Source organism: Elusimicrobium sp. (assembly GCA_015062115.1).
Classification (GTDB): Bacteria; Elusimicrobiota; Elusimicrobia; order Elusimicrobiales; family Elusimicrobiaceae; genus Avelusimicrobium.
The window spans coordinates 47,084-67,230 of record SUVG01000007.1 but is presented as its reverse complement, the minus strand read 5'-3'; the positions used below and the strand labels follow the sequence as shown (position 1 = coordinate 67,230).

20 protein-coding genes are annotated in these 20,147 nt (G+C 46.1%); 12 read left to right on the top strand and 8 right to left on the bottom strand.

The window, feature by feature from the left end; translation table 11 throughout:
• Nucleotides 1–21: 21 nt before the first annotated feature.
• The 4 genes from E7027_06285 to E7027_06270 are packed head-to-tail and all read right to left on the bottom strand — an operon-like array spanning nt 22 to nt 3,483.
• On the bottom strand, nt 22–1,212 hold the full coding sequence (locus tag E7027_06285; GenBank protein ID MBE6421712.1) for a pyridoxal phosphate-dependent aminotransferase family protein: 1,191 nt from the start codon (nt 1,210–1,212) through the stop codon (nt 22–24).
• Between the two features lie 47 nt (nt 1,213–1,259).
• Nucleotides 1,260–1,724, bottom strand: a complete 465-nt coding sequence (gene rfaE2, locus E7027_06280) for a D-glycero-beta-D-manno-heptose 1-phosphate adenylyltransferase (protein MBE6421711.1) — start codon at nt 1,722–1,724, stop codon at nt 1,260–1,262.
• Entirely contained in the window at nt 1,708–3,099 is a 1,392-nt protein-coding gene (gene accC / locus E7027_06275; protein ID MBE6421710.1) for an acetyl-CoA carboxylase biotin carboxylase subunit, read from the bottom strand. Before accC ends, rfaE2 begins: the two co-directional genes overlap by 17 nt.
• Before the next feature lie 9 nt (nt 3,100–3,108).
• The gene (locus tag E7027_06270; GenBank protein ID MBE6421709.1) at nt 3,109–3,483 is read right to left on the bottom strand and encodes a hypothetical protein; all 375 of its coding nucleotides are present in this window, start codon (nt 3,481–3,483) and stop codon (nt 3,109–3,111) included.
• Nucleotides 3,484–3,624: 141 nt separating this feature from the next.
• Here E7027_06270 and E7027_06265 point away from each other — a divergent pair, with 141 nt between their 5' ends.
• On the top strand, nt 3,625–4,089 hold the full coding sequence (locus E7027_06265) for a tryptophan-rich sensory protein (protein MBE6421708.1): 465 nt from the start codon (nt 3,625–3,627) through the stop codon (nt 4,087–4,089).
• 73 nt (nt 4,090–4,162) lie between these two features.
• On the opposite strand, the gene E7027_06260 is transcribed toward E7027_06265, so the two are convergent.
• A complete protein-coding gene (locus tag E7027_06260; GenBank protein MBE6421707.1) occupies nt 4,163–4,417 on the bottom strand; it encodes a hypothetical protein in 255 nt (84 codons plus the stop codon).
• A gap of 388 nt (nt 4,418–4,805) precedes the next feature.
• Between E7027_06260 and E7027_06255 the strand changes: the two genes are divergently transcribed.
• From E7027_06255 to E7027_06245, 3 genes are all read left to right on the top strand, one after another.
• The gene (locus E7027_06255; GenBank protein MBE6421706.1) at nt 4,806–6,866 is read left to right on the top strand and encodes a ribonucleoside triphosphate reductase; all 2,061 of its coding nucleotides are present in this window, start codon (nt 4,806–4,808) and stop codon (nt 6,864–6,866) included.
• 151 nt (nt 6,867–7,017) lie between these two features.
• Nucleotides 7,018–7,221: a hypothetical protein gene (locus E7027_06250; GenBank protein ID MBE6421705.1), complete on the top strand. Its 204-nt coding sequence runs from the start codon at nt 7,018–7,020 to the stop codon at nt 7,219–7,221.
• A gap of 26 nt (nt 7,222–7,247) precedes the next feature.
• On the top strand, nt 7,248–7,862 hold the full coding sequence (locus E7027_06245; GenBank protein MBE6421704.1) for an anaerobic ribonucleoside-triphosphate reductase activating protein: 615 nt from the start codon (nt 7,248–7,250) through the stop codon (nt 7,860–7,862).
• 105 nt (nt 7,863–7,967) lie between these two features.
• On the opposite strand, the gene E7027_06240 is transcribed toward E7027_06245, so the two are convergent.
• Nucleotides 7,968–9,167, bottom strand: coding sequence for a hypothetical protein (locus E7027_06240; GenBank protein ID MBE6421703.1), 1,200 nt, complete (start codon nt 9,165–9,167; stop codon nt 7,968–7,970).
• A 105-nt stretch (nt 9,168–9,272) separates the two neighbouring features.
• A complete protein-coding gene (locus tag E7027_06235) occupies nt 9,273–10,475 on the bottom strand; it encodes an aminopeptidase (protein ID MBE6421702.1) in 1,203 nt (400 codons plus the stop codon).
• A 65-nt stretch (nt 10,476–10,540) separates the two neighbouring features.
• On the opposite strand from E7027_06235, the gene E7027_06230 reads away from it, so the two are divergent.
• Nucleotides 10,541–11,299 carry a hypothetical protein gene (locus E7027_06230; protein ID MBE6421701.1) on the top strand — a complete coding sequence of 253 codons (759 nt, stop codon included), beginning with the start codon at nt 10,541–10,543 and terminating at the stop codon, nt 11,297–11,299.
• Between the two features lie 43 nt (nt 11,300–11,342).
• Nucleotides 11,343–12,320 (top strand): L-glyceraldehyde 3-phosphate reductase, encoded by a 978-nt coding sequence (mgrA, locus tag E7027_06225; protein MBE6421700.1) that lies wholly within the window; start codon nt 11,343–11,345, stop codon nt 12,318–12,320.
• A 56-nt stretch (nt 12,321–12,376) separates the two neighbouring features.
• Here mgrA and zupT read toward each other — a convergent pair whose 3' ends face one another.
• A complete protein-coding gene (gene zupT / locus E7027_06220) occupies nt 12,377–13,150 on the bottom strand; it encodes a zinc transporter ZupT (GenBank protein MBE6421699.1) in 774 nt (257 codons plus the stop codon).
• Between the two features lie 146 nt (nt 13,151–13,296).
• Between zupT and E7027_06215 the strand changes: the two genes are divergently transcribed.
• The 6 genes from E7027_06215 to queA all read left to right on the top strand — a co-directional run bounded on the left by E7027_06215 (nt 13,297) and on the right by queA (nt 20,145).
• Entirely contained in the window at nt 13,297–14,610 is a 1,314-nt protein-coding gene (locus tag E7027_06215) for a thymidine phosphorylase (protein MBE6421698.1), read from the top strand.
• A gap of 75 nt (nt 14,611–14,685) precedes the next feature.
• Complete coding sequence (hydG, locus tag E7027_06210) at nt 14,686–16,068, top strand: [FeFe] hydrogenase H-cluster radical SAM maturase HydG (GenBank protein MBE6421697.1); 1,383 nt, start codon at nt 14,686–14,688, stop codon at nt 16,066–16,068.
• Nucleotides 16,069–16,179: 111 nt separating this feature from the next.
• The gene (locus E7027_06205) at nt 16,180–16,791 is read left to right on the top strand and encodes a hypothetical protein (protein MBE6421696.1); all 612 of its coding nucleotides are present in this window, start codon (nt 16,180–16,182) and stop codon (nt 16,789–16,791) included.
• Nucleotides 16,788–17,810, top strand: a complete 1,023-nt coding sequence (ruvB, locus tag E7027_06200; protein MBE6421695.1) for a Holliday junction branch migration DNA helicase RuvB — start codon at nt 16,788–16,790, stop codon at nt 17,808–17,810. Before E7027_06205 ends, ruvB begins: the two co-directional genes overlap by 4 nt.
• Before the next feature lie 3 nt (nt 17,811–17,813).
• Nucleotides 17,814–19,100, top strand: coding sequence for a SpoIID/LytB domain-containing protein (locus tag E7027_06195; GenBank protein MBE6421694.1), 1,287 nt, complete (start codon nt 17,814–17,816; stop codon nt 19,098–19,100).
• A gap of 7 nt (nt 19,101–19,107) precedes the next feature.
• Nucleotides 19,108–20,145: a tRNA preQ1(34) S-adenosylmethionine ribosyltransferase-isomerase QueA gene (queA, locus tag E7027_06190; protein MBE6421693.1), complete on the top strand. Its 1,038-nt coding sequence runs from the start codon at nt 19,108–19,110 to the stop codon at nt 20,143–20,145.
• Nucleotides 20,146–20,147: the final 2 nt, after the last annotated feature.

Sequence of the window (20,147 nt, the reverse complement as noted above, 5' to 3'; positions counted from 1 at the left end):
GCGGGGCTTTTTACAGTAAAACTATTTAATGATTCCCACCGCACGGCCCGCTTGCGCAAACGCCGCGATGATTTTTTCCACATGTTCGTCCGTGTGGGTAGCCATCAAGGTAAGGCGCATAAGTGCGCGGCCCGGAGGCACAGCAGGACTTACTACCGGGTTGGAGAAGATGCCCATTTCGTGCAAGGCGCGCCACATTTTGAAGCAGTTTTCGTTGCTTCCTACATGTACGGGCAAGATGGGCGTAGTGCTGGTGCCCAAATCAAAACCAAGGTCTTCCAAACCTTTTTTAAGTTTAGCAGTTAAGCGGAACAAATTGTCGCGACGCGAGGTATCGTTTTCAATGAGTTCCAAAGCTTTTGTAATGGAAGCCACAGAGGCCGGAGGAAGCGCGGCAGAGAAAATTTGGCTGCGCGCAGAGTGGCGGATATAGTGAATCACTTCTTCGGAGCCGACCACAAAACCTCCGACGGTGGCAAAGGTTTTGGAGCAGGTACCCACTACCAAATCGACTTCGCCGTTTTCCAACCCGAAGTATTCGCAGGTGCCGCGGCCCGTTTTACCAATGATACCCGTAGCGTGGGCATCGTCCACCATAATGCGGGCGCCGTATTTTTTCCCGATTTTTACAATTTCGGGCAAGGGGCAGATGTCCCCTTCCATACTAAACACACCGTCCACAATAATCAGTTTACCGGCTTCTTCGGGGAGTTTGGAGATAACGCGTTCCAAATCGGCAGGATCGTTGTGCTTAAAGCGCACCATCTCGCCTTCGGAAAGTTTAATGCCGTCCAAGATGCTGGCATGATCCAATTTATCTACAATGGCATAGTCGCCTTTTTTAACAAGGCAAGACACCACACCCAAGTTCATCTGATATCCGGTAGAGAAAATCAAACCCGCTTCTTTGCGCTTAAAATCGGCGATTTTTTGTTCCAACGCATCAGCGGCTTTGGTGTTTCCGTTCAAAAAGCGGGAACCCGCACAGCCCGTGCCGTATTTCAAAGCGGCTTCACTGGCGGCTTTTTTCATTTCCGGGTCATCGGCCAAACCCAAGTAGTTGTTGGAACCTGCCATAATATAGGTTTTTCCGTCCAATACCACTTCGGGCCCTTGCGCGGACTCAATCGGTTGGAAATAACCGTAGATGCCCATACGCATGGCAATTTTGGCGTCCTTAAAATTCCTGCATTTCTCAAAAATATCAGACATGTTTTTTCCTCGCAAAAAATCCCCCGGGGCCTTTTGCCCGGAGTATTTTATTTACTTACTTTTTTAATAATGTTTGTGGTGGAACGGCCCTTTAACAGAGCAAAGCGCACCACTTTTTTTGCAAATTCACGGCCCACAATTTCGCTGGGTTTATAATCGCCCCCCTTCACAAGCACATCGGGGCAAACGGCTTTGATTAAATTATACGGGGTATCTTCCTCAAAAATAGCCACGGCAGATACGCTTTCCAATCCTGCCAACACCAAAGCACGATCCGCTTGTGTGTTAACGGGGCGGGTAGGGCCTTTTAACCGACGGACGGAAGCATCGCTGTTCATACCGACAATCAACACATCGCCTTTAGCGCGGGAGAACTCCAACACACTCACATGCCCGGCGTGCAAAATGTCAAAACATCCGTTGGTAAATACAATTTTCTTGCCGGCGGCGCGTTCATTTTCCACGAACTTTTTTAGCGCGCGCGGGCCTAAAATTTTATTTTTGGCTTTCACTTTTTTCCTGTTCCTTGGCCATCATGCGTTCAATGAGGCCCGTATCCATATTGCCGTTTATGAAATCTTCGTTTTCCACTATTTTGTGGTGAAACGGAATCGTGGTTTGTACCCCGCCGATAACAAATTCGCCCAAGCAACGGCGGCTGCGTTCCAAAAGTTTGGCGCGGTCGGGGGCGGTAACGATTAACTTGGCAATTAAACTGTCGTAATAACTGGGGATAGTGTAGCCCGTGTACATATGGCTGTCCACACGAACTCCCAAACCGCCGGCAGGAATCCACTCTTCAATGGTGCCGGGGCACGGCGTAAAATTTTTAGAACTGTCTTCCGCGTTGATGCGGTGTTCAATGGCATGGCAATTGATGGTGGCTGCTTCTTCCTGCGTGATGTGAAGCGGTTCGCCCTGGGCAATTTGAATTTGCATTTTCACCAAATCTTGCCCGCAAACGGCCTCCGTAACCGGGTGTTCCACCTGAAGGCGCGTGTTTACTTCCATGAAATAAAATTCTTTATTTTGCGCCATCAAAAATTCCACCGTACCGACGCCGCGATATTTAGCGGCTTTTACGAGTTTGCAAGCCGCTTCGCAGAGTTTTTTGCGGGTAACGGCATCCACAAACGGGGAGGGTGATTCTTCCACCAATTTTTGGTGGCGGCGTTGCATACTGCAGTCGCGCTCGGCAAAAGCCACGACATTACCATAGTTATCCCCCGCCACTTGTACTTCAATATGGCGCGGATTCAAAACGAGTTTTTCAAAATAAACACGGTCATCGCCGAAATTGGCTTTGGCTTCGCCTTGGGCCGTCTTCATCATGCGTTCCAAATCTTCTTCTTTTAAGCATGCACGCATCCCTTTTCCACCGCCGCCCAAAGAAGCTTTAATCATAATAGGAAAACCGATTTTGCGGGCTACTTCGCGGAAGTTTTTACCGACTACTCCGTCGGAACCGGGCGTAATCGGCACGCCGGCTTTTACGGCAATATCGCGCGCGGTAGATTTGACGCCCAACATGGAAATAGCCTTGGCGGTCGGGCCGATAAAAGTCATACCGGCTTTGGTAACGGCCTCGGCAAAATCGGCATTTTCGGAAAGAAAACCGTACCCCGGGTGCACGGCATCGGCCCCCGTAATTTTAGCCGCAGTTACAATCGCATCAATGTTTAGATAACTTAAAGAAGAAGGCGCAGCCCCAATGCAAACGGCTTCGTCGGCCATGCGCACATGCAGGCTGGAGCGGTCGGCCTCGGAATATACGGCCACCGAACCGATGCCCATTTCTTTAAGCGTGCGAATTACACGCAAGGCAATTTCGCCGCGGTTGGCGATAAGAACTTTTTTGAAAGGAGTAATTTTGATTTGCGCGGACATGACTGACTCCTATTTTTCAATAAAGAAAAGCGGCAAACCAAATTCTACGGGAGCCCCTTCCTGGGCGGTAACGACACGGAGTTTACCGGAAACGGGAACCGTAATTTTATGCTTGGCAGAAACGGTTTCCACAAAGCCCAAAGAATCCCCTTCTTTTACTGCTTGGCCTTCCTTAAAAACGAGGTTTTTTCCTTTTTCCGCCGCATGATAAATACCTACCGCCGGGGAAGTGACCGGGACAAGAGAACAAGCAAATTGCGCAGGTTCGGGCAGGGCTTCTTGGGTTTTTACTTCGATAGAATCGCCGTCTTTTTCGTAACAAAATTCGGCTAAATCGGTGGTCTTAAGCCAATTGGTAATTTCCGTAATCAGTTTGGTGTCCATAGAATCCTCGAATTTGAAAATATAAATACGATTGTTTTTATTTTACCATTTTTGGCCCGACTCCGCACAAAGCACCTAACCCTTTTTTAGGGGTTTAGATTTTTTTTTGTTTTTCTAAATTAACAACAAGGGGGTTAAAAAATGAAATTCATTAAGTTTATTTTTTGGTTGGCTCTTTGCCAACTGGCGGGCCTGGTGGGTTCGGAAGCCGTCATGGAAAACATGGACTGGTACAACCAACTAACGGCCCCGCCGTTTACTCCGCCCAACGGCATTTTCGGGCTGGTATGGGCCGTATTGTATGTGCTGATAGGGATAGCAGCTTTTTTGGCACTTAAAGACTTTCCAAAGTCAACTACCAAAAAACCCGCTTGTTTGTTTTTACTGCAACTGGCACTCAATGCTTGCTGGACTCCTATTTTCTTTGGAGAACAAAACTTGGGAGCGGCTTTTATCTTGGTGGCAGGTATGCTGGCGGAAGGGGTGTGGCTGTTAAAAGCCTTTTACAAACAAAGCCGTTGGGCCGGCAACCTGATGATTCCTTATATGATATGGATTGCCTTTGCCACTTATTTAACCGGAGCATTCTGGCTGCTCAACCGTTAGTACTTAAATCAAGCATATAAAAGAGTAAAGGCATAACCTGTGGGTTATGCCTTTACTGATAAGTTCTTATATTTTATTTCTTTAATTGTTTTACTAAACTGATTCCCAATTTAAGCGCTTTATAAAAACCGGTGTCTAACAAAGAAGACACATTGTCAATCAGTTCAAAAGTGCTTTTGGTTTTTTCTACATTTTCCGCGGTAGTTACAGCCAAGTATTCCACGGCTTCGGCCGTGCGGGAAATTTGCAAAAGCGTCCGCACCGCAAATACTACAAACGCTACAAAAGCCACTACGGCTACTAATACACACCATTGATAAAAGTTCATATTTATCCCCCCTTTATTGGTTTCTTTTTCTTCATTTAACTACTTTGGGCCCTTTCCGTCAACCCTAAAAAAAGATTATATTACTTCTTTATACAAACTAAAGTGCAAAATTTTTTCCTTATTTTTTAAGCAATATGCCATTTTCTAAAAAAATTGCTTGACAAATATCTCACTTATTAGGAATAATTACTAATAACAAATAAAATATTTTTTGTTTGTTCGGGTTTATAAAATTTTGATTTTATCGACGATAACTCTTTTTTTATCGGGCCTTAAAAAAATAATTTTTAGACGAGATTTGCATTTTTAGTCTGTATTTGTCAAAATTTTAATAACCGCTAGTTCTGCACTGGCGGAAACACCCCACTAAAACTTAGGAAATGTAATTATGGAAAACTCTGAAGTAATCACCCATATCGTCAAAAGAGACGGTACAACCCAACGTTTTGATTCTAAAAAAATTACGAAAGCGATTTCTAAAGCCGCCGAAGTAACCGGAGAATTTGATGCGGAAACCGCCAAAAAATTGACGATCCGCGCCATTAACATTATTCAACAACTTTATTCCGATACGGTTCCCAATGTGGAAAACGTGCAAGACATTGTGGAAGATGTGCTGTTGACCTCTAACTACCACAAAACGGCCAAAGCCTACATCTTATACCGCGACCAACACGCCCGTATGCGCGAAATTACTTCCAAATTCAATGTAGATTTGGTAGACCAATATTTGCAAAAAATGGATTGGCAAGTAAACGAAAACAGCAACATGGGATATTCGTTGCAAGGGCTTAACAACTACATTTCCTCCGAAATCAGCAAAGTATATTGGCTGAATAAAATCTACCCGGACAATGTAAAACGCATGCACTCGGAAGGCGATTTCCATCTGCACGATTTGGGCCTCTTGGGTGCCTATTGCGTAGGGTGGGATTTGCAAGATTTACTCTTAAGCGGGTTTACCGGCGTAGTGGGAAAAGCCGAAAGCAAACCGGCCAAACACTTCCGCACCGCATTAGGACAAGTAGTTAACTTTTTCTATACCTTACAGGGTGAAAGTGCCGGGGCTCAGGCCTTCAGCAACTTTGATACATTGCTCGCTCCTTTTATCTATTACGATAAACTTTCTTATGATGAAGTAAAACAAGCCTTGCAAGAATTTTTGTTCAATGTAAACGTGCCGACCCGCGTGGGTTTCCAAACGCCGTTTACCAACTTAACGCTGGACTTGACCGTTCCTTCTTACTATAAAGACCAACCGGTCATTATCGGCGGTAAATTGCAAGACAAAACCTACGGAGAATTCCAAGACGAAATGGATATGCTCAACCGTGCGTTCTGCGAAGTAATGCTTGCCGGGGACGCCAAAGGCCGCGTATTCACCTTCCCGATTCCTACCTATAACATCACCCGGGATTTCGATTGGGATAACCCGAAACTTACCCCGTTGTGGGAAATGACGGCCAAATACGGTATTCCGTACTTTGCCAACTTCATCAACTCCGACATGAACCCCGAAGATGCCCGTTCCATGTGCTGCCGTTTACGCATCGACAACCGCGAACTCAGAAAACGCGGCGGCGGCTTATTCGGCTCTGCCCCGCTGACGGGTTCTATCGGTGTGGTAACCATCAACTTGCCGCGCTTGGGTTACCTCTCCAAAAATGAAGAAGAATTTTTTGCCAATTTGAAAGACCGCATGGAAGTGGCCAAAACCAGTTTGGAAATCAAACGTAAAATCATTGAACGCTTCACGAAAGGGAACCTCTATCCGTACATGAGTTTCTACTTGCGCAGCGTCCGCCAACGTTTCAACGAATACTGGAAAAACCACTTCTCCACGATTGGTTTGGTGGGCTTAAACGAAGCCGCGGTAAACTTAATCGGCGAAGATATCGGTACCGAAAAAGGAAAAGCCTTTGCCGAAAAAGTGCTTACCTTCATGCGCGAAACCTTGGTTTCTTTCCAAGAAGAAACCGGCAACAACTACAACTTGGAAGCCACCCCGGCAGAAGGTACTTCTTACCGCTTGGCCAAATTAGATAAAGAACGCTACCCGGAAATTATCTGCGCCAACGAAGCCCTTTACAAACAAGGCCACCAACCTTTCTACACGAACTCTTCCCAGTTGCCCGTCAACTATACGGACGATGTGTTCGAAATGTTAGATTTACAAGCGACGATTCAATCCAAATACACCGGCGGAACGGTACAACATATCTTCACCGGTGAAAAAATCAAAGATTTGGAAGCGATGAAACGCTTTATTAAAACGGTGTGTGAAAAATATGTATTGCCGTATTTCTCCATCACGCCTACGTTCAGCGTCTGCCCCAAATGCGGTTACATTGAAGGCGAACACTTTGAATGCCCCAAATGTAAAGCAGAACGGATGCAGGAACTTGAACGCAAAGTAAAACTTTTAGAAGAACAGTTGTATAGCAAATAGTTCTTCCACCTATACCTTTTTTGGGTTATTTTTCGCCAAAAGATAACCCAAAAAAGCAGTTGAAACGGGGGTACGAAAGTGCCATAATAAAGTACGGGTTTTCACGGGCCCGTATGCCGTAAGACCAGCCATAAACTCTAGGAGAATAATTATGACCGCACAAGAAAGACAAGCCGTAGAAAACCAAATTTCCGAACTTAAAAAAGAAATGGCCGAAGTACATGGTTCCAAATGTGAAGTTTACTCTCGCGTAGTAGGTTATTTGCGCCCGGTACAAAACTGGAACAACGGTAAAAAAGAAGAATTTGCCATGCGCAAAACCATGCATGTGGAATGCGGCTGCGACTGCAAATAATTTAACCCCATTGCTGTGGTGTTCGGATGAAAATAGGCGGATTGATTAAATTTACGCTCATAGATTTTCCGGGAAGACCGGCGGCGGTAGTATTCACCCAAGGTTGCAATTTCCGTTGCCGTTATTGTCACAACCCGGAACTGGTATATCCGCATCTTTTCACCGAACCCATGGCAAAGGAAGAAGTATATGCCTTTCTAAAACGCCGCCAGGGCACCCTGGAGGGCGTTGTTGTTTCCGGCGGGGAACCCACCCTGCAGGAGGGATTACCCCAGTTTATGGCCGATTTGAAGGACATGGGCTATGCTACCAAACTGGACACCAACGGAACCCGCCCGGAAGTGCTTAGAAATTTGATTGAAAACAAGTGGGTAGATTTTATTGCTATGGATCTAAAAGCCCCGTTGGAAAAATACTCCCTTATTACCGGGGTAGATTTCAACCCTTCCGTGCTTTTAGAATCGATTGACCTCATCCGCACCAGCGGTCTTGGTTATGAATTTAGAACTACCTACGACAAAGAAGTGCTAACCGATGCGGACATCGCGGCCATTTCCCAATTGGTAGCAGGTAAAAACTACCGCGTACAGGAGTGTCTGCCGGTATCCAAAGAAAAGGCCTCGCTAAAGGTGTTACACTAATCCTTTTCCGCTTTACGAAAAACCCGCCTCAAAGCGGGTTTTTTTTTGTCAAAAGCACAAAAAAATCTCCGACGATGTCGGAGATTTTTTGTTATGAGTAAAATGTTATTTTCCTAAATCTTCTGCCAACGCTTCTTGGAAGGCATCAAAGGCATCGCGTTCTTGGTTTCCGCCTCTCATGGCACATTGGCAATGTTCGCTTCTATCGTAGAGGACTACGCTTTCCATGCGCACATAAGATTCTACATGAATTTGGTAAGAACCGCCGGCAATCTTTACTTCCGTATTGATTGTTTTAGCGATATCTTTGGCGGCAGCCGCATTGGCTTTGCGCAAAGCCATATAGGAATCGCGCACGTTGCGCAGGGCGGTAAACATGGCTTCATAGCTGTAATAATCTAAATTAGCCGCATGCTTTTTGAAGGTACCGAATTCCTTTAATACAGTTTCCTTCATTACGTTGGTAAACTCTTTTTGGGGAGCTATTTGCTCTATCAGTTCGGCTTCATAATATCTAATGGTACGCACAGAACCATAACCGTTCAAACTGTCTTCCGCACGGTATTCTACGGCTTGCAAGTTTTTCATGGAACCGTAGGGATGGTTACAAAGTTTGTAGACTTCTTGATAAAGTTTATAGTTTTTAAGTTTCAAAGCGGCTAAATCTTCGTTCAAAGATTCAACTTTGTACAAGAGAGATTGCGCCCAAGTAGAACCCGTTTGGTTTTGGGAGCCTTCCACCAAAGCGGCGTGAGAGGCTTTAACGGCGTTAATTTCTTTCGCAAAGGAAGGATTTTCAGCCGCCAACACATACAACTCGGCATTAACTTTTTCCGTAGCAGTGGCTACAGCCAAATCGGCAGCCAACGCTTCTTGGAAACTGTCAAAATCGGCACGATCTTGCGATTCGGAATAAATCATCACCGATTCCATATTGCAATAACTTTCCACCCGGATAGAATAATTTCCGTTATCAATGGAAATGGGAGTGTTGATGATAGGGGCCACTTCGCGCGCGGCAGAAGCATCTAAACGGCGAAGCTTCATGTAGGAATCACGCAAGTAAATCATAGATTGGAAAATAAAACTCCAATCCGAGTAATGCACACGGGCCACACTCTTTTTGAAGGTTTCAAAATCGGAGATTACTTCTTTTTTCAACGCACTCACTTCTTCTTGGCGCGTTTTTTGTGCGCTTTGGGCCTTGCTTGCTACCTTGGCAGATAATTTAGCCGTTTCCGCCGCAGCAAACAAGTTCGGCGCTAACAAACCCGTCAATACTACAAAAACCAACAGTTTTCTCATAACACTCTCCCGAGTAAAAAGTTTACTTCTTACTATTATTCTAAAAAAACAAACTGCACATAACAAGAGTCTTTGGACCTAGATTTTTTCTGGGCCCTTGTCCCTTTAATACTTAAACTCTCCCTTCTCGTACACTACCTGGGTAGAGCCGTCTTTCAAGCGGGCGGTGACCCGTTTATTTTCGGTATTGATTAAATCCCAGTGTAAGGAAGAATCGTTAAAGCCCAATTTTTCCTTCATTTTTTTATCCAACTTGCTTTGCGGGCCGGAGAAAGTATCGGCATAACTCGCACCGATAGCCACATGGCAATTGCCGTATTTCCCGCCGAAGTTTTCATCAAACAAAATATCCGCCATGAATTTATTGATTTTGGAAAAACGGCGATCCGTGAGCGAAAACTCGCCGATTTGCGCCGCCCCGCGGTCCATAGCCACCATTTTGCGTACAAAATCTGCCCCTTGTTCGGCGTCTGCCTTTACCACGCGCCCGTTCTTAAATTCCAACCGAACGCCTTTTACATAGTTTCCGCTTCGGTAAGAAGACAAATCGGCAAAATAAACCCCGCGGGTTCCGCGCCAATCGGGAGAGGTAAAAATTTCAAAAGACGGTATGTTACACCCCCCGCCCGCAATAAAGCGGCGTTGGGAACCCAAAAGGACTTCAAAATCCATATGTTCGCTTTCTACACGCAAAGTATCAATAGGCAAAGAAGTTAACCACGCCCCGATTTCGTCGATTTGCTTGGTTACTTCCTTCCATTTTTTTACCGGGTCTTTTTCGTTAAGAAAACACGCCCGCACAATTTGATTGGAGTATTCCTTCACACTAAGCCCGGCACGCCCGGCCAATTCTTCGGTAGGATAATTACACAGCGTCCACGAAAAAAGACCTTGTTGTTCCCGCTCGTCTAAAATTTCCCGGATAGGTTTGCGCGCCACGGCATTTTTGGCAATACGGGCAGGATCTATATTTTTTAAGTGGGTTAAATCTTGCGGAGCATGCAACGCAATCAACCCGTTGATTGCTCCTTGAAATTCTTTTTCGCCGGGAGCCATAAAAGAAAGTTGTTTATTATCACCCAATTCATAAAAAGATTTTGAAAAACCTTCCGGCACCATAATGCGCGTAACTACATTAAAACGGGCCGCCAATAATTTTTTATAAATAACTTCAGCAAGCGGCAAGGCTGCCGTATCGGTGCGTAAAAGCACGGTATCGTATTTTTTAAATTTTCCGTTGCGGCGGGCGGCTTGCATGGCCCAAATCATCACATCTGCATATCTTTCGTTTTGTAATTTCGTAAACATTTTTATTTTCCCCTTCTACCTATTTAATGTTATAATAGCAAATAAAGAAACACGAGAGAAACCTTATGAAAAAAATCTTTCTTTTAACCCTTTTGTCTTTTCTTTTTTCCCCGCTTTGGGCCGATGTATCCCCCAAACCGGAAATGGCCTTTTCGTTTATTTATAATACCGAGGCCAAACCGCTTATTGACCCCCTCCATAGCGAACAAATCCAATGTAAAGATAACCAATGCATGGAAACAAAACCCCTCGGTAAATATGGGATTCAAAAACTTTACTGCTCGGCCGGCACTTGCTTCTCCATTGCCTACGAATATGACCATTTCCAAAAACTGATTATCGCCTTTGAAGACGGAACAAAACGCGAAAGCAATGTGTTTCAAGTGCCCGATTCGTTACGCTCCCGTTTTAATGTATATGTGGACGAAGACAAACTAACCGTTGAGCCGACGGACTTGCTCCCTCCTGCCGGCGATTGGGTTCGTACGGATGCGTGGCTATCGTTGGGAATTATTCTGGTATTGGAACTGTTGGCTGCCGCCATGTTTTTGGCTTATATCCAAAAACCGTTTACCGTGTTGTATAGCGTAGCCTTGGCAAACCTGCTGACTACTGCCGTCTCTTGGCTTGTTTTGGCCCGCTATGTAAAAGAAACAGCCTTCCTGTGGTTTTTCTGTCTACTGACGGAAACCTTCATTATCCGCCTGATGAACAAGCGGAAAATGTCTCTTAAAAATTCTTTCCTGCTCAGTTTGGTCATCAATGTAACCAGTTATTCACTGGGCATGATAATTGCTTTTTGGTTAGACCCGCTCATTTTTTAATTCTTCAACCGGCCCGACAGCCGGCTGTTTTATAGGAGTTTCTATGTCTCGTTACGAACGCATGAAATACAATCGCAGCGGCAAAAGCGGACTTAAATTGCCTTCCGTTTCTTTGGGGATTTGGCACAATTTCGGCACTCACGACGATTTTAATAATATGCGCGCCATGTGCTTAACCGCCTTCGACCACGGCATTACTCACTTTGATGCCGCCAACAATTACGGCCCCGTTCCCGGTTCGGCGGAAGAAAATTTCGGCAAAATTTTAGCCACCGATTTAGCCGCCCATCGCGATGAACTTATCATCAGCACCAAAGCCGGCTACACCATGTGGGAAGGCCCGTACGGAGATTGGGGCAGCCGCAAATATCTTCTTTCCAGTTTAGACCAAAGCCTCAAACGCTTGGGCATTAAATATGTGGATATTTTTTATTCTCACCGCATGGATCCGCAAACGCCCTTGGAAGAAACCATGGGGGCCTTGGCCACGGCGGTACACAGCGGGCGCGCATTGTATGCCGGTATTTCCAATTACGATAAGCGAACTACCCGCCGCGCGGCAGAGATTTTGGAAGACTTGAAATGCCCGTTTATCATCAACCAAATCCGCTACTCCATTTTTGACCGCCACATCGAAAAAGACGGCCTTAAAAAATGGGCCGGAAAAAACGGCCTGGGCCTGATTGCTTTTAGCCCGCTTGCGCAGGGACTTTTGACCGATAAATACTTAAACGGAATCCCGCAGGATAGCCGCATATCCAAAAGCGGAATATTCCTGAAAGCCGAACATTTAACGGAAAAACGCTTGACCCAAATTCGCGCGTTGAACGAAATTGCCAAACGCCGCGGACAGACACTCGCGCAAATGGCTTTGTCCTGGGTGTTAAAAGACGAAGATATCACAAGTGTACTTATAGGAGCCTCTAAGCCCGAGCAAATTGCCGAAAATGCGTATGTAGCCGAAAAAGCCACCTTTACTGAGGAAGAATTGGCAGAAATCGATGCTATCTGCGCCGAATAAAATTGAATACAAAAACCCCGCTCAAACGAGCGGGGTTTTTAGTCATTATATTTATTTCAAAAAATAAGTAGCGAAACCGCCATCACAAACATTCCGCCGACAACGCCCCAAATCACTTTATGCCCTTCGCCGTATTCGTGGGCAGTAGGTAACAACTCGTCTAAAGAGATATACACCATAATGCCCGCAATAAGAGCAAACATCACACCAAACGCGGCATCGTGCAAAATGGAGCGCAGTAAAAGAAAGCCCGCCAAGGCTCCCAAAGGTTCGGCCAATCCCGAAAGAGCACTATAAAAAAATGCTTTCTTGCGAGATCCCGTTGCATGATAAATCGGCAAGGAAACAGCCACCCCTTCGGGGATGTTGTGAATAGCCACCGCTACCGCAATAGATACCCCCAATGTGGCATCTTTCATACTGGCCATAAAAGTAGCCAAGCCTTCGGGAAAGTTGTGAATTGCAAGTGCCAACGCCGTAAATAAACCCAAATGTTTTAACTTGGAAGATTTATCCAAGGTATGTTCTTCCACATGGTGAGAAGGCAACAACGTATCAATCAGCCACGCAATCACTATCCCGCCGAAGAAGATTCCCACCCCCCACCAAGCACCGGGTTTTTCACCGTATAATCCTTGCAGGGTTTGCGTTGCCTGCGGGAAAATTTCCATAAAAGAAACATAAATCATCACCCCGGCCGAAAAACCAAGGCCCATGGAAAGGGCGGATAAATTCTTCTTTTTAATAAAAAAAGCTAACGCTCCGCCGACGGCTGTGGCCGCCCCGGCAAAAAAACTGAGCAGTAATGCACTTAAAATGGTATTCGTCATAAATATATCATAGCAATAATTAAGTTGAGGATAAAAAAATTCTTCATTAAAAAAATAATTAGAAAACCCCCCTTCTCTTTTTTGCGGGAAAATGCTATTCTAGAGTTCCAGGCAGCAGACGGTTCTAACTTAAGGAGGCGTACTTTATGAGAATGATTGATGTTATCATCAAAAAAAGAAACGGTAAAACGCTTACACAGGAGGAATTTAATTTTGTCGCCAACGGCGCGGCTAAAGGCACCGTGCCGGACTATCAACTTTCAGCTTTCTTAATGGCGTGTTTCTTAAACCCGCTTTCCGACAAAGAAACCGCCGCTTTCACCAAAGCCATGGCCCTTTCCGGCGGGCGTTTAGATTTCAAACATATTAAATTCCCCAAAACGGACAAACACTCCACCGGCGGTGTGGGTGACGGTATTTCCGTAGCGCTTGCCCCGTTAGTGGCCTGTGCGGAAGTGGCAGTGCCCATGATGTCCGGCAGAGGATTGGGGCATACGGGCGGAACGCTTGATAAATTAGAAGCCATGAAAAACTTTACTGTTTCCGTTCCCGTAAAAGATGTTTATAAACAAGTAGAAAAAACGGGTTTGTGTATGTTCGGCCAAACCAAAGATTTGGCCCCCGCCGATAAAAAACTCTACGCTTTGCGCGATGCTACCGGCACCGTGGAAAGCCGTCCGCTTATCGTAGCCAGTATCCTTTCCAAAAAATACGCGGAAGGTGTCGGCAGTTTACTAATGGATGTTAAATACGGTTCCGGCGCATTTATGCAAAAACTGGAAGACAGCCGCAAACTGGCCAAAGCCTTAGTTACCACCGCCAAACTCCTGGGCCTTAAATGCCGTGCCATGATTACTTATATGGATCAGCCTTTGGGCCGTGCCATCGGAAATGCAAACGAAATTTACCAAACCATTGAAATATTAAAAGGCAATAAAACACTCGCACCGGACTTCTATGAACTTCTCATGCAAGAAGCCGTACAAATGCTTTTGCTGAGCGGAAAAGCAAAAGACGCCAAAAAAGCGCGAGCCTTCTTTGAAGAACAAATCGAAAACGGAAACGCGTTGGAAAAATTCCGCCAGATGCTCAAATGGCAAGGAGCCAACCCGGATGTGGCCGACCACCCGACCAAACATCTCAAAAATGCAAAACTGTCTTACAAGTTTTGTGCACCGAAAGCGGGATATGTGCAACACATCGATGCCAAAACCGCCGGAGTGGCTGCCGTATTGTTAGGTGCCGGCCGCAACACCATGGAAGATAAAATCGACTACGGGGCCGGCATTTGGTTGGAAAAGAAAGCCGGAGAAAGTGTTAAAAAAGGAGAAGTTATTGCCACCTTATATGCCTCCGACAAGAAACGCCTGGAAGAAGGCACCGCCTTATTCAAAACAGCCGTTAAACTGGGAAGCAAAAAACCGGCTCCTTATCAAATTGTAAAAGAAATTATTAAATAAAAACAAAGGGCCCCGATTCCTCGGGGCCCTTTTTTATGGGCGGTTTTCTCGCTCTAAAAGTGCTATCATATAGATATGATTATTGATAACGATAAATTACAACGAATTTTAGAGAAGGCCAAGTCCCACTCGGACTCGGAAGTTTCCTCCATTTTAACCAAAGCCAAAGAATTAAAAGGAATTTCTTTGGAAGAAGCCGCCGTCCTGTTAAATCTAACCGACGAAAAACTATTAAACGATTTGTTTGATACGGCTAAATATGTAAAAGAAGCTATTTACGGAAACCGCATTGTTTTGTTCGCACCGCTTTACATTTCCAATATTTGCACCAACGAGTGCATCTACTGTGCTTTTCGCAAGTCGAACACACACCTAAAACGCCACGCCAGTTCGCAAGAGGAAATCCGCCAGGAAATTACCGCCCTTTTACAGCAAGGTCATAAGCGCGTGTTGATGGTGGCGGGTGAAGCCTACCCCGGCGGAGGGCTTCAGTATGTGTACGACAGCATTAAAACCATTTACGATACCCGTTGGAACGGACAAAATATCCGCCGCGTAAATGTGAACATTGCCCCGTTAACAGAACCCGAATTTGAAGAATTAAAAAAATGCAACATCGGCACCTACCAGTTGTTCCAAGAAACTTACCACAAAGAAACATACGAACAACTGCACTTGGAAGGAGCCAAAAAAGATTACCAATTCCGCTTAGATGCAATGGACCGCGCCTTGAAAGCCGGTATCCACGATGTGGGCATCGGCCCGTTGTTGGGGCTCTACGACCACAAATACGAAATCTTGGCGACACTCGAACACTCGTGGTATTTGGACAAAACCTACGGCGTAGGGCCGCACACCATTTCCATTCCGCGCATTGAACCGGCGGAAGGGTCGGAATTCAGCCAACATCCCAATGATGAGTTAACCGATAACGATTTCAAAAAATGCGTTGCCGTTTTGCGCTTGGCTGTGCCGTACACCGGTATCATTTTAAGTACGCGCGAATCTCCTGCCATGCGTAATGCCTGCTTGGAGTTGGGCGTATCGCAAATTTCCGCGGCTTCCCGCGTAAATCCCGGTGGATATTCGTACGATAAAGATAACGGCAGCCAGTTTACCCTCACGGACGACCGCAGTTTAGCCGAAGTCATCAGTGCGGTGGTAGATGCCAAACATATGCCGTCTTTCTGCACCGGTTGTTACCGGTTAGGCCGCGTGGGAAAAGATTTTATGGATTTGGCCAAACCCGGCCTCATTAAAACCCACTGTTTGCCTAATGCCATGTTTACCTTTGCCGAGTACTTGGAAGACTTTGCCCCTGCCGACCTAAAAGCCAAGGGGTACGCGCTTATCGAAAGTACCGCCAAAGAAGCGTTTGCAGAAGGAACACCGATTCGCAAACTGATTGAGGAAAACTTAAAAACCATTAAATCCGGTAAACGCGATTTATATTTTTAAGAACCCGCTTACGCCCCCGAAAAATCGGGGGTATTTTTTGTTTGGTTCCTGTTTACAAATCAAAAAGGATACGGCCCGTTTTTTCCCGTGCCAATATGGTAAAATGAGAATATGATTGCGTATTTGAAAGGTGAAATTTTAGAAGTAAAAGAAGACGGCGCCATTATCTTGTGCGGCGGGGTCGGCTACGAAGTAAACTTGGCCCACTCCTCTGCGCTGGAACTGACTGCCGGCACCGAAGCCGCTTTTTATGTAGCGGAGTCCATTTCCCCCTACGACGGAACGGTTTTGTACGGTTTTTTAACCAAAGAAGATAAAGACCTTTGGTATCTTTTCAAGACGGCTATTCCCAACACAGGCCCCAAAAAAGCAATGGAATTTTTGAACAAAGCCTTGCGTTCGGTGGCCGATTTTCATAACGCAATTATAAAAAGAGATCCCAAAATTTTAACGGGCATTTTTGGTTTCACCGCCAAAACGGCCGAAAAACTAATCAACTCCCTGAAAGATAAAATGGACGCTATTACCGTTCAAGGGGAAAGCAAAATTAAAGTATTGGACGAATCCCCCTATCTTAGCGGAGTGATGGAAGCTTTGGGTGCGCTGGGGTATTCTGCGGCCGAAGCGCGCAGAGCGATGGAAAAACTCCAAACCGAAGGCATCAATCCAAACGATAAAATTGAAAACATTATTAAAGAGGCCCTGCGGGTGTTAAAGAAATGAGCAACCAAAACGAAATTTTAGATGTTACCCAACTCCCCGAAGAATCCGCAGGCATGGAAGCGGCTCTTCGCCCGGCTACCTTAAAAGAGTTTGTCGGTCAGGAAAAATTAAAAGATAATCTGCGTATTTTTATTGATGCGGCTAAGTCGCGCAAAGAAGCCTTGGATCACTGCCTCTTTTACGCACCGCCCGGCCTGGGTAAAACTACGCTGGCCAATATTTTAGCCCACGAAATGGGTGTAAACATTAAGGTAACTTCCGGCCCGGTACTGGCCCGCCCCGGCGATTTGGCCGCCATGCTTACCACCGAACTCGCCGAAGGGGATATCCTTTTTATCGACGAAATTCACCGCCTTAACCCCGCCGTGGAAGAAGCCCTTTACCCGGCTATGGAAGATTTTACTTTCTTTATCAATACCGGTAAAGGCGCCGGCTCTACTACGCTTAAACTCGCCGTTCCTCGTTTTACTTTGGTAGGGGCCACCACGCGTTCGGGGTTGCTTACGGGCCCTCTGCGTGACCGCTTCGGCATTGTGTTTAATTTAGGTTTTTACGAAGTCCCCGAAATCACCGATATTTTGGAACGCTCCGCAGGACTTTTAGGTATTGAAGCCGACCGCGAAGGCTTAACCGAACTGGCCAAACGCTCCCGCGGAACCCCGCGTATTGCCAACCGCTTGTTGCGCCGCGCGCGCGACTTTGCACAAGTGAAAGGAAAAGGCATCATTACCTACGAGATTGCCCAAATGGCCATGGACTCTTTGGACATTGACTGCGAAGGGTTAGACAGCGTTGACAAGCGCATTTTGGAAGCGTTGATTGACCGCTTTTCGGGAGGCCCGGTTGGGGTAGAAAACTTGGCGATTGCCGTTTCGGAATCGGTGGATACTTTAACTGATGTAATAGAACCGTTCCTCATCAAAGCCGGGTTTATTGCCCGCACTCCGCGGGGCCGTGTAGCCACGCGCAAAGCCTACGAACATTTAGGGCGCAAACTTCAAACGGAACTTCTTTTTTAATTCATGAAAAATACCTTCCGCTCCGTTGTTATTTTTTGTTTATCCGCCGTGTTGTGCGCGGCATGTGCGGCCCCTTCCCAAAAACGCGCGTTGCAAAACACGCAAGGGCAAGTAGCCCCTTTGCAAACTCCGTCCGTATTGGCGGACGCGGAAGACTCCGCTTTACCGCCGCCTACCGTTACGGGAGATTTAACCGTCCCTCCCGCCCAAGATCCTTCCGCTAAAAAACGCCCCGCGGATAAAATCGTGCGTGTATTACTGGCGGACTCCCAAAAAACGGCAGAAATAAAACACTCGGGCCGTGTGTATATTTATACGCAAAATTTAGACAAAAAATACAAAGTTTCCGCCCCCGGAACTTTAATGGTAAAGGCGCTTAATAAAAATAAAATTCAACTGGGCACTCTGCAAGCCACCCAACCCATTATTTTGGAACCCGCCCAAGGAACTTTACTGACTTGGAACAAAAACATCTATTCGGGGAAAATCGTTATTATTCCGGCGGGAAATTCTTTTCACTTGGTGGAACACGCACCGCTGGAAACTTATTTGTACGGTGTACTCCCCTACGAAATGAGTTACTCCTGGCATTTGGAAGCCCTCAAAGCCCAAGCCGTAGCCGCCCGCACTTATACGCTTAAAACCTTGGAAAATGTGAAGCGGAAAAATTTTGATGTATATAGTGATGTGCGCAGCCAAATGTACAAAGGCGGCGGCAAGCAGTACGAATCCGTCAAAAAAGCAGTAGACCAAACCCGCGGACAAGTGCTTACCTATAGCAATAAACTCTTTCACACCTACTACCACGCCAACTGCGGCGGCGGAACGGACGATGTAAAAAGTTGGAGTCCGTCCTCCACTTCCATTAAACCGTTGTCGGGAGCGTCCTGCAAAACCGATTCCCACTCCAAAAGTTATTCATGGAAAATGAACGTCTCCCATGCCAAAGTTCTTGCCTATGCCAAAAAGGTCGGCCTTACGGGCACGCTAAAGAGTATTAAAATTGCCCGCAAAACCGCTACGGGGCGCGCCACTAACTTAACGATTCGAACCTCCAAAGGCTCCAAAACCGTGCCGTGCGGAAACTTTCGCCTGGCTACGGGTATCCGCAGTTGCAAAATCACCAAACTCTCCGTTACCGCAAAAAATGTGGCGTTTGAGGGCAAAGGATACGGGCACGGCGTAGGTATGTGTCAGGACGGCGCCCACGGCATGGCCAAAAATGGAAAAACGTACAAACAAATTTTGAAAAATTATTATCCCGGTGCTACGATCACCGAATTGAAATAGAGGACTTATGGCTTTTGAACGCTTCAAAGAATTAGATTTAGATCCCCTTATCGCCAAACAACCTGCCACCCCGCGGGATAGTTCGCGCCAAATGGTGTTAAACCGCCAAGCGCACACCATTGAACACCGCACTTTTAGGGATATCCACGAATACTTTAACCCGGGCGATACCTTGGTGATAAACAACACCAAAGTATTCCCTGCCAAACTGTTTGCCCATAAACCTACCGGCGGAAAGGTGGAAGTACTTTTGGTACGCCCTACTGTCAACAGCCGCACATGGGCCGTTCTTACGCGCGACTATAAAGAAAATATCACCTTAGATTTTGGAGACGGCCTAACCGCCCGCACTTTGGGAAAAACCGAAAATAACGAAGCCATTTTGGAATTTAACCAAGATGATATTTTGCCCTTTTGCGATAAACACGGCCTGATGCCGTTACCGCAATACATTGAAAAAGCCCGTAAACACAATGGTATGACGGCCAGCATAGAAACCGATAAGGAACGCTACCAAACCGTTTTTGCCAAGCACCAAGGTTCTATTGCCGCCCCCACGGCTGGCTTTCATTTTACGCCGGAACTATTGCAAAAATTAAAAGAGAAAGGTGTAAATATCTGTTACATTACTTTGCATGTAGGTTGGGGTACTTTTAAGCCCCTTCGCGGAGAACCCGAAGAACACAAAATGTTAGCCGAACTGGGCGAAATTTCGCCCGAAACGGCAGAACTGTTAAACGCTACGCGTAAAGCGGGTAAACGCGTATTTTCCTGCGGAACAACCAGCACGCGCACCATTGAAAGTTTTACAGATGAAAACGGACATACAAGTGCTGGTAAAAAATGGACGGACTTGTTTATTTACCCCGGCTATCAATTCAAAGGGATAGATTGCCTGATTACCAACTTTCACTTCCCCGATTCCACCCCCCTGTGCATGACAAGTGCTTTTGCCGGGGAGGACTTTATCTACGAGGCCTACCTGCAAGCGGTAGAAAAAAAGTACCGCTTTTACTCGTTTGGCGACAGTATGATGATTTTGTAAAA

Bases quoted from the DNA above. Each gene is read 5' to 3' on its own strand.
- E7027_06285 (MBE6421712.1), bottom strand. From the start codon at position 1,212: ATGTCTGATATTTTTGAGAAATGCAGGAATTTTAAGGACGCCAAAATT.
- accC (MBE6421710.1), bottom strand. From the start codon at position 3,099: ATGTCCGCGCAAATCAAAATTACTCCTTTCAAAAAAGTTCTTATCGCC.
- E7027_06270 (MBE6421709.1), bottom strand. From the start codon at position 3,483: ATGGACACCAAACTGATTACGGAAATTACCAATTGGCTTAAGACCACC.
- E7027_06265 (MBE6421708.1), top strand. From the start codon at position 3,625: ATGAAATTCATTAAGTTTATTTTTTGGTTGGCTCTTTGCCAACTGGCG.
- E7027_06260 (MBE6421707.1), bottom strand. From the start codon at position 4,417: ATGAACTTTTATCAATGGTGTGTATTAGTAGCCGTAGTGGCTTTTGTA.
- E7027_06255 (MBE6421706.1), top strand. From the start codon at position 4,806: ATGGAAAACTCTGAAGTAATCACCCATATCGTCAAAAGAGACGGTACA.
- E7027_06250 (MBE6421705.1), top strand. From the start codon at position 7,018: ATGACCGCACAAGAAAGACAAGCCGTAGAAAACCAAATTTCCGAACTT.
- E7027_06245 (MBE6421704.1), top strand. From the start codon at position 7,248: ATGAAAATAGGCGGATTGATTAAATTTACGCTCATAGATTTTCCGGGA.
- E7027_06240 (MBE6421703.1), bottom strand. From the start codon at position 9,167: ATGAGAAAACTGTTGGTTTTTGTAGTATTGACGGGTTTGTTAGCGCCG.
- E7027_06235 (MBE6421702.1), bottom strand. From the start codon at position 10,475: ATGTTTACGAAATTACAAAACGAAAGATATGCAGATGTGATGATTTGG.
- E7027_06230 (MBE6421701.1), top strand. From the start codon at position 10,541: ATGAAAAAAATCTTTCTTTTAACCCTTTTGTCTTTTCTTTTTTCCCCG.
- mgrA (MBE6421700.1), top strand. From the start codon at position 11,343: ATGTCTCGTTACGAACGCATGAAATACAATCGCAGCGGCAAAAGCGGA.
- zupT (MBE6421699.1), bottom strand. From the start codon at position 13,150: ATGACGAATACCATTTTAAGTGCATTACTGCTCAGTTTTTTTGCCGGG.
- E7027_06215 (MBE6421698.1), top strand. From the start codon at position 13,297: ATGAGAATGATTGATGTTATCATCAAAAAAAGAAACGGTAAAACGCTT.
- hydG (MBE6421697.1), top strand. From the start codon at position 14,686: ATGATTATTGATAACGATAAATTACAACGAATTTTAGAGAAGGCCAAG.
- E7027_06205 (MBE6421696.1), top strand. From the start codon at position 16,180: ATGATTGCGTATTTGAAAGGTGAAATTTTAGAAGTAAAAGAAGACGGC.
- ruvB (MBE6421695.1), top strand. From the start codon at position 16,788: ATGAGCAACCAAAACGAAATTTTAGATGTTACCCAACTCCCCGAAGAA.
- E7027_06195 (MBE6421694.1), top strand. From the start codon at position 17,814: ATGAAAAATACCTTCCGCTCCGTTGTTATTTTTTGTTTATCCGCCGTG.
- queA (MBE6421693.1), top strand. From the start codon at position 19,108: ATGGCTTTTGAACGCTTCAAAGAATTAGATTTAGATCCCCTTATCGCC.